Consider the following 15751-nt stretch of genomic DNA (forward strand, 5'->3'; position numbering starts at 1 on the left):
TCCCTATTGCAGACTGCAAATATTCCCATTCTGGCGATAGGGACGGTTACAGTCCCATCCGTTTCCAGAATAATCCAGATGGGCATTCTCTGGCAGGATAACGGGAACGCAATCGTCCCGGGTTGCCCTAAAACCGCGATTACACAGCCAGCCCGTGCCATCTGATCGTTCCGCCAGATAGCCATTCTTTGGCACGATGATCTCAACGCAGAAATCACCGGATTCACGATACCCGTATTTGCATTCCCATCCGCTGCCATAGGCCTTGTCGACCAGATAACCGTGTTCGGGGATGTTGATCTTTTCGCAGGTGTCGCGGGCCGTTCGATAACCCCGCTCGCATTCCCAACGCTCTCCTGACGAGTCTAAAAAGCCATTGGCGGGTACCCGGATCTTCGCACACTGACCTTTGCTTTCGCGATACCCGTAATTGCATTCCCAGCCCGGCCCATAACTGGACTGAATGGCATATGCATGGTCCGGTATCTGAATTTTCAGGCACGCCCCATTATCCAGGCGATACCCATCATTGCATTCCCACCCGCCGCCATAGCTTTTTTCATGGGCGTTCGCGGGTACCGGGCCAGTCTGCGCCAATGACAGGGACGACATACCGCCCATGAATACACCGGACATAAATATGGCAGGCATCAAACAGGCAATACTACGCCTCAGCCCGCACAACAATGCAGACATCGCAAAATGTGAAATCATTCAATACCGCCTAAATCTTTGAAAACCCGGTTATCCCGGTAAATCCCGTTAGGATTTTGCAGGAGCAGCCGGCGCTTTCGGCGCTGCTGTCTTAGCATCCGCTGCGGCCGGTTTCGCGGCATCTGCGGTTTTTTTGTTTTCAGACGTTTGCGTAGAAAAGCTTTTAAAAGACATAAAAATCTCCTTTAAATATTGTGATAATTATTTATCACATACTAATAATTGGGATTTTTTTATTATTTTTCAACACAATATTTTGTGAAAAAAGACAAGATTATAAAATTTTTATTTATAGTTTTAATAGGAAAGCTTGACCTGCTACCGCATCGCAAGGGAAGCTCCGCTAATTTCCCGGATCAGCTTTCGCTTCATCGCCTCAGCATAATCCTGATAGCCATAAGCGACTTCCACAAAAGAACCTGCCCCCTTGGCAACCTCTTCGCGATAGAATGCCTCCGGGTCAGGGTCAGACCCTTTAATGACCAATCCATTCACTGTGATATCGGTGAAATCAAAGGCACGATAGGCGGCTTCCGGCGGGAAACCCTCATTATTGATGCCATCGCCGGCAACATCGACAACCTGCCTGGCACAGCGTTGCGGCACTTTGCGCATGTGAACCGCAGCAAAGCCCAGCGCATAGCCCAGCGAGGTTGGGTAATCCGCATGCCCGCGCGGTGCAGCAGCAATGGTTTTCGCCACCCGTCCAATCACGGCCGGACTGTCCAGATAGGTCCAGTCGACATGCACAATCTGATTGGTCCGACCGCTCCATTCAAAGGCGGATATCCAAATGCCACCCCCCATCAGGATCGCAGCGACTACATCGGGATCCGTCAGGGCAGAGGCCAGACCGCGCGATTGAAAACTATGTTCCCCGGCATCAACGCTGGAGGAAACATCCTGCGCCAAAAGAAGCGCCAGGCTGCAGGCGTGTGCTGGCAGACCGATCATTAGCCAACCGACCAGGGCCCAAATCCCCACGCACAAACGTCCTTTGATCGCAGCCTTGGTCATCCGTCGCATCCTATTCTCTCTTTTGAGGTCCCTCAAAGTCCTAATAATGTTGCAATGCAGCATTCCGAATGTCTATACACCTACCTTAACACAGTCGCGATTTCGCGCCACAGCCCCCCAAATACTCAGGAACGCCATGATTTCTTTCAGCGCCTACCGTGATCAATGGGTTGGAAACATCCGCGGCGACTTGCTCGCCGGTCTTGTTGTCTCCTTAGCCTTGATCCCCGAAGCCATCGCGTTTTCGATCATCGCGGGCGTTGATCCCAAGGTTGGGCTCTATGCCTCCTTTGCGATTGCTGTTGTCGTTGCCATTGCGGGCGGCAGACCGGGCATGATCTCCGCCGCGACGGCGGCAACGGCGGTGTTGATGGTAACCCTGGTGCGCGATCATGGGCTGCAATATCTGCTCGCTGCCTCTGTCCTGGCCGGTCTGATACAGATTGCCGCCGGGTTTCTGAAGCTGGGGGCGCTGATGCGCTTTGTCTCACGCTCTGTCATGACGGGCTTTGTGAATGCGCTGGCAATTCTGATTCTGATGGCGCAATTGCCCGAACTGATGGGCGTTCCATCCTTGACCTATGTTATGGTTGCTGGCGGCTTGGCCATCATTTATCTGTTCCCCTATGTGACCAAGGCCATCCCCTCGCCGCTGATCTGTATTCTGGTCCTGACCAGCATTTCGATCTATTTCAGTCTGGATGTGCGTACCGTGGGCGATATGGGGGATCTTCCCTCCACCCTACCAATGTTTCTGATCCCAGATATCCCGCTGACATTGGATACCTTCCTGATCATCTTGCCCTATTCCGCAGCGGTCGCGGCGGTGGGGCTGTTGGAATCCCTGATGACGACCAATATCGTCGATGACCTGACCGATACGGTCGGCGACAAGAACCAGGAATGCATCGGCCAGGGTCTGGCCAATACCGCAACCGCCTTTATCGGGGGCATGGCGGGTTGTGCGATGATCGGTCAGTCCATGATCAACGTGAAATCCGGGGGCCGGGGCCGTCTGTCCTGCTTTGCCGCCGGGGTGTTTCTGTTATTCATGATCGTGGTTCTGGGCGATTGGGTGCGCCAGATTCCAATGCCAGCCCTGGTCGCGATCATGATCATGGTCTCTATCGGGACCTTCAGCTGGTCATCGATCAAGAACCTGCGCAGCCATCCGCGCAGTTCCTCCATCGTCATGCTGGCAACCGTTGTCTGCGTTGTTGCCACCCATAATCTGGCGATAGGTGTCTTTGTTGGTGTGTTGCTGTCGGGCCTGTTCTTTGCCTGGAAGATTGCCCAGATCTTCCGCGTCACATCACATCGCAGCACCGATGGCAAAAGCCGCACCTATATCGTGGAAGGCCAGGTTTTCTTCGCCTCCGCCGATGCCTTCACCGCCGCCTTCGACTTCAAGGAAGCGTTGGAGCATGTCACCATTGATGTCAGCCGCGCGCATATCTGGGATATCTCCAGTGTCGCCGCCCTGGACATGGTCGTGCTGAAATTCCGCCGCGATGGCGCGACGGTAGACATTATCGGCATGAACGAGGCCAGCGAGACCATCGTCGATCAGTTGGGCGTGCATGACAAACCAGGTGCCCTTGACCGATTGTTCGGACACTAGTGTGGTGCATTTGCTTTAAAATATGAAATGCTGGAGCTTCTTGTGTGAGCTCATGCGAACGCATGAGGCTCCAGGACATTGACGGTGGGAGGACTTTTATGACGAACATCATCGCCCTGGTGGATGGATCGACCTATTCAGAAAGCGTGTGCGATCACGCTGCCTGGCTGGCCGAGCGCCTGGAGGCCTCAATTGAAATCACCCATGTTCTGGGCCGCCGCCATACGGAAAGCACGCCGCAGAATCTCAGTGGCAATATCACACTGGGCGCGCGCAGTTCTTTACTGGCGGAACTGACTGCGCTGGATGAGCAGCGCAACAAGCTGGCCCAGAAACGGGGGCGCGCCATCCTGGACGACGCCAAGGCCCTGATCGACTCCAAAGGCAGCGCGACGATCACCACCACCCTGCGCATCGAAGACATCGTTGATACAGTGACGAATTCCAAGGCGGATATTGTCCTGTTGGGCAAGCGCGGCGAGGCCGCCGATTTCGCCAAACTGCATCTGGGCTCGAACCTGGAACGGATCGCACGGGCCAGCCACCAGCCCCTTTTTGTTGCGTCCCGCGCCTTCCGCCCGATCAAACGCTTCCTGATCGCCTATGATGGCGGGACCAGCAGCCTGAAAGCCGTGGATTATGTCGCCCGAAGTCCGCTGTTTCGCGGCCTGGATTGTACCCTGTTGACCGTCGGCGTATTATCCCCAGAGGCACAGAAGCAACAGGATGATGCCCTGGCAATCCTGGCCGCTGGCGGCATCAAGGCCCATGCGGATATCGTCCCCGGCCAGGCCGACACGGTAATTTCCAACATCGTCGACAGCGAGTCCATCGACCTGCTGGTCATGGGCGCCTATGGCCATTCCCGCATGCGCACCCTGATCATCGGATCCACCACCAGCACCATGCTGCGCCTGTGCAAAATCCCGGTGATGATGTTCCGGTAGGAATTGCCCCGGACACTCTACCGCCGCACCTCCCTCCTTGTAGGGGAGCCCCATATTTTACCCCTCCCCCCTTGAGGGGGAGCCCCATCTTTCACCCCTCCCCCCTTGAGGGGGGAGCCCCATCTTTCACCCCTCCCCCCTTGAGGGGGGGAGGTTGGGAGGGGGGTGCTCTCTCCTCCGCAATCCAGTCTACTGCAGGGAAAGGCCTTGCGGCCTATCACCCCCACCCCAACCCTCCCCCCTCTAGGGGGAGGGAGCAAACAGACCCGTCCTCCCCCCTCAAGGGGTTGGGCGCAGACAGAACCGTCCTCCCCCTCTAGGGATTGGGCGCAGATAGTGCATCCCACTGCGGGATTACTATATCCCCCTGACACCGCCCTTGCGTTCCCGCCCCCTTTTCCTATATCTCAGGGCTTATGAGCAGCGCAGAAACCCTTCTTGCCGGATTTGACCCGGCCACCCTAGACATGCCCGCCGGTGCGCGCGTGGTCGTTGCCATGTCCGGGGGCGTTGATTCCTCCGTCACCGCCGCCCTGTTGAAAGAATTGGGCTATGACGTGGTGGGGATCACGTTGCAGCTGTATGATCATGGCGCGGCGATCCAGAAAAAAGGGGCCTGTTGCGCTGGGCAAGACATCCATGACGCCCGCAATGTGGCCGACCGGATTGGCATTCCCCATTATGTGCTGGATTACGAAAGCGCCTTCCGCGATGCGGTGATTGAGGATTTCGCCGATTCCTATGCACGGGGCGAGACACCCATCCCCTGTGTGCGCTGTAACCAGACCGTGAAGTTCCGCGACCTGTTGAGCACCGCACGGGAACTCAACGCCGTCGCACTCGCCACCGGTCATTATATCCGCCGCCAACGTCCCGCAGACGGCCCGTCCGAACTGCATGCCGCCGTGGACCCCGGCAAGGATCAAAGCTATTTCCTGTTCGCCACAACGCAGGAGCAGTTGGATTATCTGCGCTTCCCACTGGGCGGATTAACCAAGGCGGAAACCCGCCTGCTGGCCGATTTTTTCGACCTGCCCGTCGCCGACAAGCCAGACAGCCAGGACATCTGTTTCGTCCCCGACGGCTCCTATGCCCGCATCGTGGAGAAGCTTCGCCCGGAAGCCGCCCGCCCCGGCAATATCGTGCATCTGGATGGCACCGTGCTGGGCCAGCATGACGGCGTGTTGCGCTATACCATTGGTCAGCGCAAGGGGATCGGCATTGGCGGGCGCGCCGACGACACGGACCGGCTGTATGTCATCCGCCTGGACCCCGAAAACGCACAAGTCATCGTCGGCCCGCGTGAGGCCCTGGCGGTCAGCAGCCTGACCCTGGGCACGGTCAACTGGCTGCACCCGTCGCGCCTGTCCGATGGGCCGCAATCGGTGCTGGTCAAAATCCGCAACACCATGGCCCCGGTGCAGGCCACCGTCGCGACAACACCGCTGGGCGATGTCACGGTCGCCTTCGACCAGCCGCAATTTGGCGTGTCCCCCGGCCAGGCCTGTGTTTTCTATGCCCCGAACGATGCCGCCCGAAGCCGCGTTTTGGGTGGCGGATGGATTTTACGGCAAGGAATGTCGACCCAAGGCAATGTCGCCGCTTGACAGGCCGGGTCAGTCTTTATATTGAAGCGCACCTCCGCAGTGCAAAGGCCCCCGCGCCCCAGCCTGCAGAGAAGATGCCCAGCGCATCGTGGCGGATTAGCTCAGCTGGTTAGAGCGGCGGAATCATAATCCGTGTGTCCGGGGTTCGAATCCCTGATCCGCCACCATTTTTCTCCTAGCACTTCCAATAAAGCCAAACCCCTTAACTTTCCCTGTGCGGACGAGCCATTGCGCATTAGCCTGTTGTGGCTACTATTCGGCATGGGCTGGCGTGCCCTGGCCTTCCGTTGACCCAATCCGTTTCCCCCTGGGCGGACCCTTGGAGCGTTTATCATGACTGAGCAACAGCGTGTGCCTGCCTTTTGTACGCAATGTCGGTCGCGCTGTGGCTGCGAGGTGTTGGTTGAGGATGGGGCGATTGTGGGGGTTGAGCCGATGCCCGGTCATCCCAGTGGCAAGACGCTGTGTCCCAAAGGGAAGGCGGTGACGGAACTGGTCTATCACAAGGACCGCCTGACCCAGCCGTTGCGGCGCACATCCCCAAAAGGGGCCAAGGTGCCGACCTGGGAGCCGATTTCCTGGGATGCGGCGATGAGCGAAATCGCGGGCCATATGGGGCGCATTCGCGACGCGCATGGGACGGAGCAGGTTGCCTTTTCCGTTACCACGCCCAGCGGCACCCATATGTCGGATTGTATTTCCTGGGTTGAGCGTTTCATCCGTGCCTATGGCAGCCCCAATACGATTTACGGGACAGAGATTTGTAACTGGCACAAGGATTTTGTGTCGCGGCTGACCTATGGCAGCGATATCGGCACGCCGGATTTCGCCCATACGGATTGCGTGTTGCTGTGGGGTCATAACCCGGCAGCGACCTGGTTGGCGCGGTCGATTGAGGTGCAAAAGGCGATGCGGCGCGGCGTCAAGATGATCGTCGTCGATCCCCGCCCGACCCTGTATGCCAGGCGGGCGGAGTGCTGGCTTAAGGTGCGGCCCGGCACCGATCAGGCGCTGGCCTTGGGGCTGGCGAATCTGATGCTGAAATCTGGCCGGTTTGATGTCGCCTTTGTGCGGGAATGGACCAATGCGGCCTTTCTGGTGCGCGATGATACCGGTGCATACCTGCGCCAAAGCGATGTGGACCCACAAGGGGACGCGGCCGTCATAATGGCCGCTGGATCAGGGGATGACTCGCTGTTGGCCTTTGACACGGCGGGGCCTGGACAGTGGCGGGCGGACCCTACAAAGGCCACCCTGATGGCCAGGAATCAGGTGTCCACCGCCACGGGAGACATCCCTTGCCGGACCGCATTGCAGATCTTCGCAGAGGCGGCGGCGGAGTATCCCCCCGCCCGTGTGGCGGAAATCACCGGCATTCCGGAAGAACAGCTACAGAAGGCGGCAGATATTCTGGCCGACAGCGCATCGGTCGCCTATTACGCCTGGAATGGCGTGGGGCAGAGTGCGACGGCAAGCCAGACCGACCGCGCGATTTCCATTCTGTATGGCTTAACCGGCAGCTATGGCCGCGCGGGTGGCAATATCCCCGGTGGGGCGGCCCGATTCAACGATATTGCGGGCCATGACCTGCTGACCGACGCACAGCGCGACAAGGCTCTGGGCCTGGACACGCGCCCCATTGGCCCTGGCAAATTGGGATGGGTGACGGCACGCGATGTCTATGACGCGGTCCTGACGCAGAAACCCTATCCGATAAGGGCCTTGATATCCTTTGGCGGTAATATCCTGGCAGCCCAGCCTGATCCCGCGAAAGCCAGGGAAGCCTTCGAAAAACTAGAGTTCCATGTCCATACGGATTTCTTCCTGAACGCCACCGCAGAATACGCCGACATCGTCCTGCCCGTCGCCACGTCCTGGGAGCGCGAGGGCCTGAGACCCGGTTTCGATGTCAGTCTGGAAGGCATGCGCAAGGTTCAACTGAGGCCTGCCATCATCCCGCCCATCGGGGAGTCGCGCAGTGATACGGATATTGTTTTGGATCTGGCACAACGCCTGGGGCTGGCCGATGTTATGTTCGACTGTGACGCCGATAAGGGACACGCCCATATTCTGGCCCCGTCGGGCGTTGAGTTGGAAGAATTGAAAGCAAACCCGGAAGGGATCACACTGCCAGACAGCGTAAAATTGTCTGCCTATCTGGAGAATGGTTTCGCAACCCCGACAAAGCGACTGGAAATCTATTCCGAACAATTGTTGCAGAGCGGGTATGATCCGGTGCCGACTTTGGATGCCGGGGCGTTGCCCGCCAATACGGACACCGCCTACCCCCTGCGCCTCAGTTCTGCGAAGACCATCACCTATTGCCATTCCCAGGGCCGAAACATCGCTTCACTGCGGCGACTGACCCCGGACCCGGTTCTGGAACTGTCATTGGAAACGGCTGAGGCCTATGGCATCGCGCTGCATGACTGGGTTGAGATTTCCACCAAGGCCGGGCGCTTCATCGCCCGAGCCAAACCAACCAAGGACCTGGCCCCAGACGCGGTCTTTGCACAGCATGGCTGGGCAGTCAGCAACAGCGACGATGCCCCCAATCCGGACGGAAACAGAATGGCGACCAATTTCAATCAGGCAATCTCAACAGACCACCGGGACCCGATCAGTGGATCAATCCCCTTGCGTTGTTCCTGGTGTGATATTCGCAAAATCTGACGGTAGCCGACTTTTCCACCTCAGCCGACCGCCGCGATTTTAGGCATGGCAGGCAGTTGCCGCGCCAGATATCGATGGAAGTCTGCGATGGTGCCTTCGTAATCCTCCGGGGCCAGGGGGCCGGATGTGGCATGACGAGAGGTTAGGGCCTGTTGCATCTTTTCCAGTTTGATGCGGTCTTCCAGATTGACCTCCTGCCATAGGGCAATGCGGGCATCGAGCTCATCCTGTGTCAATTCATCGCCATAGGTGGACAAGGTCCAACGCACCCGAATGCGGTCAACGGCAAGCGGCTGGATTCCAAAGGACACCAACAGCGTTGCGGCTTGGCTGGCAATCTGAGTAGGGAAGACAGAAAACAGAGTGGAGCGGCGGCGTTCCTCTACACGTAACGTGTCTGCCCCAAGCCCCCTTGTTGCGGCCGTATCGGGATAATTGGCACAATAGGAGGTGAAAGCCTCGCCAGACAGTGCCTTCCGGCTAAGGCCTGTCGGAGTATAGGGATGCAGCGTCTTTGGATGCACGACGGAGAGATGATAGGACTCCATGAAATTCTCAACCAGGCATTTCCAATTGGTCTGCCATTCCTCCTCAAAACTCTGAACATAGCGCATCCCCTGGGTGCGATAGGGGGCCAGCACCTGATTGAGCGCCTCCAATCGAGGCGCCAAGGGTATCGCACCATCGTCCAGGTTGGCATAGATAAAACCGTTCCAAACCTCGCAGCGAAATTCTGGCAGGCGGCAGGTTTTTGCGCCAACACCCTTCTCCTGCATACGCGGCGCGGCACTCAATTGACCGGAACGATCATAACTCCAAGCATGATAAGAACAGACAAAGCGCCGTGTGGAACCGCTGCCTTCCGCCAGCAGCATGCCACGATGGCGGCAGACATTGGACAAGACCCGAACCTGTCCATCATCACCACGCACGACCAACAGGGCCTCCGCAAACAGGCGGGCGGTGAAATAATCCCCAGGATTGGGAATTTCATCTACTCGGCCCAGGCAATGCCATTCGCGGGACAGGAAGGTCTCGACCTCATATTGGAAATAATCGGGGTCGGTATAGAACCGACCGGGCAGCGTCTGAGCCTGATCCGCTGGCAGGGTCGCAATGATGCGGAGCGTGTCGGTCATGTGAGAGATTGATGCGCTCGGAGCGTCCATCGAGGTCTCACTCTGCCGCAAGCGCGGTGGAACGATCAAATCCCGCCGTTCGGTCCGCGATGTAATGCATGAAATCATACAAGGGGCGTTCCAGATAGGATAAATGCCCGGCCTTTGCTGAGTTAGCATTCATGCCCTTATACACTTTCTCCGTACAGCCTTTATCTTCCTCATTCACCGCGTCCAGCAGGGTCTTCAGCGTCGCGATATATTCATCCGCCTTTGGATCATTGATGAAGTCCGGCGACAGGCCCCCACCAAAAACCATAGCGACCTGGTCTGGCCCTTTGGGGTGCAGCGATAGATACCAAAAATAACCTGGCGTCAGAGTGATCAGGTGACTGGGGTATAGCGTCAGCAGCCCGGTCGTCTTGCGCCAACGGCCCTGTAGCTTGGTATTGCTGGGATGGGCATTGCCAATCGCCAGGGATGCCTCTTTGGTAATCCAATGATAATTGAAGGCGGGCAATCCCGGCGGACACTCCATCTCCTCCAGCTTGGAAAAGCCGCCCACCGTTGCCGCATGGCAGACCGGCAGGTGATAGGATTCCATGAAATTTTCGGCCAGGACCTTCCAATTGGTGTTCCAGACATGAGTTTCACGAAAGCATTCGACATAGTCTTCCATGCCATATTGCGCGATCATCTCCCGCAGGGGCTCCAGCGCCTCAGCAACAGAGGGACGATCATTGTCCAGCGTGATATAAATCCAACCCAGCCATTCTTCGCACCGTATGGCGGGCAGTTTGTAATCTTCCTTACAGAATCCTGTCGTCTGGCCCATGAAGGGCGCGCCACGCAATTGTCCGTCCAGACCATAGGTCCAGGCATGATAGGGGCATACAACAGCGCGGGTATTGCCACAGCCCTGCAGCATGGTCGACATGCGGTGCAGGCAGACGTTTGAGAATGCCTTAATCGCCCCCTCCCGATCTCGGATCACAAAGACGGGCTGGCCCGCCAATTCATAGGTCAGATAATCCCCCGGATTGGCCAAACTGCTGACACGACCGACACAGACCCAGTCTTTGGAGAAAATGGTTTCAAGCTCCTGCTGCAGAAACGCCTGACTGGTATAAACACTGGGCGGCATTGCGCGGGCGTCTTCAAACGGACGTTCGGCTGCTTTCAACAATTCGGCATTCGGCTGGATCAACGACATGATAGCAGTCCTTCAAAAATGGGCGCGTCGAAAAACAGGGAACAATGATCGTATTGAACAGAAGATTGAACTTTTCTGAAGATAGGCACAAACTCAATTATCCTAGCTTTAAAGAAGATAAAATATGGTTCGATACACCCTGCGCCAATGTACCTATTTTCGGGCTGTTGCCGAACAGGGCGGCATTGCACAGGCATCACGCGCGCTGAACATTTCCCAACCCTCCATCGCGCAAGCCTTGGACAAATTGGAGGATATTCTTGGCATTGTTCTGTTCGAGCGTCATCACGCCCGAGGTCTGACCCTGACTTTGCAGGGTCGCTTGTTTCTGCAACATGCGGTCGCGCTGGAAGAACAAGCTGAACAAGTTGCGCGCGAAGCCTCTGCCATTGCCGCAGAGGCATCAGGGGAAATCCGTCTGGGTGTTTTTTGGACGCTGGCACCGTTCTTTGCGCCGGGCCTGATCCGATCCTTCGCTGACACCGCGCCGGGGATAACGGTGCAACACAGGGAGATGTCACTGAGCGACCTTGCCGATGCGCTGCGCAACGGGACGCTGGATCTTGCCCTGACCTATGATCGGGGGGGCGCATTACAGGGGCTGACTTTTGTGGAACTGGCATCAATCCAGCCAATGGTCGTTTTGGCGGCGGATCATCCTTTGGCCAATCGCCGGTCCATCCGTCTGTCAGAACTGGCAAAGGAGCCTTATGTCATGTTCGAAGGGGCGGGCAGCCGCGCCTATTTTGAGGATTTGCTGGCAGAATGCGGAATCGATCCCCCGATATCCTATGTCTCAAAATCAATGGAAACCGTCAGAAGCGCCGTGGCAGCCGGGTTTGGCTTCACCTTACTGGTTATGCGCCCGCCATCGACAACCTATGACGGACGAAGGGTTAAAACTTTACGCATCGTAGACGTGGTTCGCCCCTTGAAGGTGGTTCTGGCTTCCCGCGATGCCGCCCATTTTGGGGCAATCCTTCAGCGTTTCACGGATCACACGATCACCTATTTCCGATCCGAAGGGGGATCGACTGGTCACCAATTTCGATAGGGCAATCTCACCAGAATCCGACGCAACCGCGGCATGTCGATTGCTTACATTTCTGAGGCGCAGGCGGAGTAATACGCGTTCTGGGCGCCTTCTAGGTCATCAATCATGTTGCAACTAACAGCCTTTGCATAACGCCGCATAGCATTTCGGCAAGCATTGCTGGCCGCTGAAATTGGTACACTGTGAGTCCGGCCTGTCGCAGGGCATGTAAATGAATACTTCTCAGACGTCCTGTTTAACGACGTATTGGAAGAACCGGCACCCGTGGCGCTTGAAGCGGGCTGTTGTTGCAGCTGTTGGTCCGCCTGATCATGCATTCGCGTAATATTGTCAGAGGTTCCGTTGATGACATCTGTCAGGCCACCGACCATAAATTCTGTGGCAGTATCATAACTCCCCTCCCCGGCCAGAGCACCTTTCCCCAATAGATGATTTTGCCTGCCTGCTTTAATACAACAGCACTGTTAAAAAATACTACACCCTGAGAATGCGCGTCAACCCAATGAAAACATACGAGTATTCGAATGGGTGCTTCGAACATCAAGGTGTTTAGAAGTTACGATACTGAGCAAGTTGCATGCGCGTGTTCCCGCGCAGGACAGGGCAAAACAGCGACCCTCTTTTAAATTCACATTTGGATTCAATAGCTAAACAGGCGCGCCATCTTCCAGGCTTTCTTCTTGCCTGAGAAGATTTCCGGGACACCGATATAGCTGCCATCCAGGAACAGATTGTAATAGGCGGGCACAACGCGACTGGTTATTCGGGCCTTGATGGAAAGTGGATCACGGTCATGCTCGAAATCCGGCTTTTTCGCGCGAATGGCCTCGATCAATGACATTGGATCCATACAGAAATCATAGAAATACGATATCTTGGTTGTAACACTAAGATCACCCTTTTCGTAGAACAGCATCGGCAAGTCGACTGGCAGCGAAAAGACCAGACCGGCCTCGTCTTCGAATACCAATCGGAAAGATAGACCCTGCTGGACTGCCTGGCGCAGCACCTCCAGATTATTGCGATCTTCCGAATCCCAAACCTTCTCAATCGGATCGCGGAGGATGAACTTAAAATCGCTGTATTGGCGCATATTGCAGAGGGTCAGTTGTTGGGTCTGGTCCCGAAGAGCGCTTTCAAAGTCTTTTCGCTGAGTCGAAAAGTAGAGAGGCGCGCTGTTCGTATAACCAAAATGCAGAGCTTCCTGAATTCCTTTGCCCATTTGATAAGGCAGATGTTCGCCATCGGTCATCGCCCAGAACTGATCTCCAGACAGGCAGACTCTATCAAGACGATAGCACTCCTCATACCGGGGCAGTGGGTTTGTATAATACTCCCTTAAAGAGTCGTCCGGCACCATAACCGCAACAATCTGCCCACCCGCCATAATCTTTTTTCGGGCGTTATTTAGGGTGTAGTTGAAACTGGACATTCAATCACTTTCATCAAGGGCAATCAGCACGATACCAACAACGCGTGTCGACCAGAGTACCGGACGCGGATTGACTGTCCATTCTTTAAGTTCGGTTCCTTTAGTTCAAGGCTTCCCCGCGTGCCATTTCCAGCAGGCCCGTGTGTTCCGGACCATCCAGCGGAAGCTCAAAGGCGCAACTGACAAGGTCGCCACGATGAAGACTGCGCCCCGTCAGCAGGATCGCGCCTTTCGGGTCCAGATAGGTCATTGCCCGTTCCAGAACCGGAGCCCCTTGATGGATGCTGAGGTTCAGTGCCAGGTCTTTATCGGCCAACAGGGCGCTCATTTGCCACTTAGCGCGGGCCAAAGGAACCGCGCGCCGTAACCGCGCAATGATCGATTGTACTGCATTATCAGCGGTGAAATTCGCCTGATCGGCAATGGGGGCGGGCATAACACGCTCGTCCAGGGCCAGTGGCAGGCCGTTGGCGGATCGTAACCGGCGAATATGAACAGCCGTTTCATCCGACTGCGCCCCAAAGAGTTTTTGTTCCCGCATTGTCATTGGACGACGATCGAAACTGAGAACCCGTGTTGTTTGACTGTGCCCCGCCGCCGCATATTGCTGATCGATATCCAGGACAGGGTCCAATTGTTCAACAAAGGCGCGATCCGTTACAAAGGTACCGCGACCACGATGCCGCTCAAGCAAGCCTGCTTCGACCAAGTCATCGATCGCCTGGCGAACCGTCATTTTGCTGACACTGAAACGCTGGGCCAGCGCCAGATCGGTGGGAAATTGCGCCGCCGTATCAGGCCAGCTTCGTATGTCAGCCAGCAGTGCCTGACGGATCTGTAGGAACAAAGGAACCGGTGAATTTCTGTCAATTTGGTTTCCCGCGAATGGCTCCGACACCATAGTCACTCCTAAAAATGAATTCTCTTCAGAATCCCACTAGACGAATTAGTCTATAAGACTATACTAATTGATCAAAGGGCCATCCAGCCTTTTAATGATCACTGTTTTGACACCGGGAGCGACGATATGGAAGCCTCAATGCTGGAAGAAACTGTTCAGAATCCGAACCCCTATCCTGTCGTCGGTAAATTGCAGTATGATGATATCTGGCAACTGTGCCTGCAGGCGCGCGATATGGCTTGGGACCCGGCCCAGGATATAGATTGGGCCGCATTGGCGAAAGAAACCGCATCCCTTCCTGCCGAGGTTAGGGAAGCAGGCGCTGAATGGTGGTCCCTGCGGGCCTGGATGGAACATGGTGCCACACCGTATGGCGCGGAACGGCTGCGCCAGGCAATCTATGAACACCTGCCTTTTGAGGTGAAACAGCATGTGGCGAACTTCATCATGGAAGAATTGCGCCATCATGAGGCCTCCTTCCGCATCGCAGATGCCCTGGGTGGGTATCAGCCAACACCGCGCAGTGATTATTTCCAACTGATCATTCCAAAATTCCACACGGAGTCAGAAGAAAAGCAAATGTCCTTCTATGCGGGGATGGCGGTCAACACGCTGTTTGAACAATTGTCCGGCGAATTGTTGACTGCTCGTTACAAAAACGCGACCTTCCCGGAAATTCGCAAGGCCTGTCAGTTGATCCTGCGCGACGAAGCCCGGCACATTCAATTTGGCCGCATCCTGATGCGTCGTTTCTTTGAGCAATTAAGCCAGGAAGAAAAAGTCCTTCTGGGTGAGAAGTTTGCCAAAAAGCTGCGGGGCAGCCTGTTGAATGGTGTTTATTCCGTTGTGAACCTGCCGAAGGAAGAGCGTCAACGCTCCGCACGCGCCCGTGCTTTGGCGACAGAATTTGGGCTGGGTGCGACCCATCCAGATGAAGAGGTCGATATCATCGTCGCGGCCTTAAGCAAAATCCGCGAAGATGTCGCCCCCTATAATGTCCCCATCCCCCTGATCCCAGAAATCGAAGGCGATGGTAAGCGTGAAAGCACGCTGGCGGCCGAGTAAGAGCCCGCCAACGCCGCGCTCCTTAAGATGGTATTGGTGTCGAGGGTCAGAACCGAATCCAGGGCCACCCGTGCAACTGGTGCCCGCTGCCCTGGACCCCGGATCACGTCCGGGGTGACGATGTGTCAGACAAATGCACCCTCACCCTGAGGAGCGTAGCGTCTCGAAGGGGGAGCCCTCTGCAAGCACCGGACTTACAGCCCCTCCTTCGAGACGGCGCTATCGCGCCTCCTCAGGATGAGGGTGAAACCCCACGCCCCGACATACCCGCGCAGGCGGGTAGGTGGAGTCATGTTTGAAGTGCAACGGTTATTGATCCTTCGTTAAATACCTCGAAGGGGGTTTTGAACCCAAGACATTTTCGGGGCGTTTGGTTTTGGGCGTTTTGG

12 protein-coding genes and 1 tRNA gene are annotated in these 15751 nt (G+C 56.2%); 7 read left to right on the plus strand and 6 right to left on the minus strand.

Going from position 1 to position 15751, the window contains the following annotated elements; translation table 11 throughout:
• Positions 1-3 precede the first annotated feature (3 nt).
• Together ACOSDM_RS17960 and ACOSDM_RS17965 are read right to left on the minus strand one after the other, a co-directional pair.
• Positions 4-714 (minus strand): hypothetical protein, encoded by a 711-nt coding sequence (locus ACOSDM_RS17960; RefSeq protein ID WP_420725942.1) that lies wholly within the window; start codon positions 712-714, stop codon positions 4-6.
• Between the two features lie 318 nt (positions 715-1032).
• A complete protein-coding gene (locus tag ACOSDM_RS17965; RefSeq protein ID WP_420725943.1) occupies positions 1033-1740 on the minus strand; it encodes a DUF1194 domain-containing protein in 708 nt (235 codons plus the stop codon).
• A 127-nt stretch (positions 1741-1867) separates the two neighbouring features.
• Between ACOSDM_RS17965 and ACOSDM_RS17970 the strand changes: the two genes are divergently transcribed.
• From ACOSDM_RS17970 to ACOSDM_RS17990, 5 genes are all read left to right on the plus strand, one after another.
• Complete coding sequence (locus tag ACOSDM_RS17970) at positions 1868-3352, plus strand: SulP family inorganic anion transporter (RefSeq protein ID WP_420725944.1); 1485 nt, start codon at positions 1868-1870, stop codon at positions 3350-3352.
• A gap of 98 nt (positions 3353-3450) precedes the next feature.
• Positions 3451-4299, plus strand: coding sequence for a universal stress protein (locus tag ACOSDM_RS17975; protein ID WP_420725945.1), 849 nt, complete (start codon positions 3451-3453; stop codon positions 4297-4299).
• 416 nt (positions 4300-4715) lie between these two features.
• The gene (gene mnmA, locus ACOSDM_RS17980; protein ID WP_420725946.1) at positions 4716-5906 is read left to right on the plus strand and encodes a tRNA 2-thiouridine(34) synthase MnmA; all 1191 of its coding nucleotides are present in this window, start codon (positions 4716-4718) and stop codon (positions 5904-5906) included.
• 90 nt (positions 5907-5996) lie between these two features.
• A tRNA-Met gene (locus ACOSDM_RS17985) sits at positions 5997-6073 on the plus strand.
• Positions 6074-6239: 166 nt separating this feature from the next.
• Positions 6240-8579: a molybdopterin-containing oxidoreductase family protein gene (locus ACOSDM_RS17990; RefSeq protein ID WP_420725947.1), complete on the plus strand. Its 2340-nt coding sequence runs from the start codon at positions 6240-6242 to the stop codon at positions 8577-8579.
• A gap of 20 nt (positions 8580-8599) precedes the next feature.
• On the opposite strand, the gene ACOSDM_RS17995 is transcribed toward ACOSDM_RS17990, so the two are convergent.
• A complete protein-coding gene (locus ACOSDM_RS17995) occupies positions 8600-9718 on the minus strand; it encodes an aromatic ring-hydroxylating oxygenase subunit alpha (protein WP_420725948.1) in 1119 nt (372 codons plus the stop codon).
• Positions 9719-9755: 37 nt separating this feature from the next.
• Positions 9756-10910: an aromatic ring-hydroxylating oxygenase subunit alpha gene (locus ACOSDM_RS18000; protein WP_420725949.1), complete on the minus strand. Its 1155-nt coding sequence runs from the start codon at positions 10908-10910 to the stop codon at positions 9756-9758.
• A gap of 124 nt (positions 10911-11034) precedes the next feature.
• Here ACOSDM_RS18000 and ACOSDM_RS18005 point away from each other — a divergent pair, with 124 nt between their 5' ends.
• A complete protein-coding gene (locus ACOSDM_RS18005; protein WP_420725950.1) occupies positions 11035-11964 on the plus strand; it encodes a LysR family transcriptional regulator in 930 nt (309 codons plus the stop codon).
• 640 nt (positions 11965-12604) lie between these two features.
• Here the strand turns inward: ACOSDM_RS18005 and ACOSDM_RS18010 are convergent.
• A complete protein-coding gene (locus ACOSDM_RS18010) occupies positions 12605-13351 on the minus strand; it encodes a hypothetical protein (protein WP_420725951.1) in 747 nt (248 codons plus the stop codon).
• A 145-nt stretch (positions 13352-13496) separates the two neighbouring features.
• On the minus strand, positions 13497-14297 hold the full coding sequence (locus tag ACOSDM_RS18015; RefSeq protein ID WP_420725952.1) for a GntR family transcriptional regulator: 801 nt from the start codon (positions 14295-14297) through the stop codon (positions 13497-13499).
• Positions 14298-14423: 126 nt separating this feature from the next.
• Here ACOSDM_RS18015 and ACOSDM_RS18020 point away from each other — a divergent pair, with 126 nt between their 5' ends.
• On the plus strand, positions 14424-15362 hold the full coding sequence (locus tag ACOSDM_RS18020; protein ID WP_420725953.1) for a hypothetical protein: 939 nt from the start codon (positions 14424-14426) through the stop codon (positions 15360-15362).
• Positions 15363-15751: the final 389 nt, after the last annotated feature.

Source organism: Hwanghaeella sp. LZ110 (assembly GCF_048892525.1).
Classification (GTDB): Bacteria; Pseudomonadota; Alphaproteobacteria; order UBA8366; family Aestuariispiraceae; genus Pacificispira.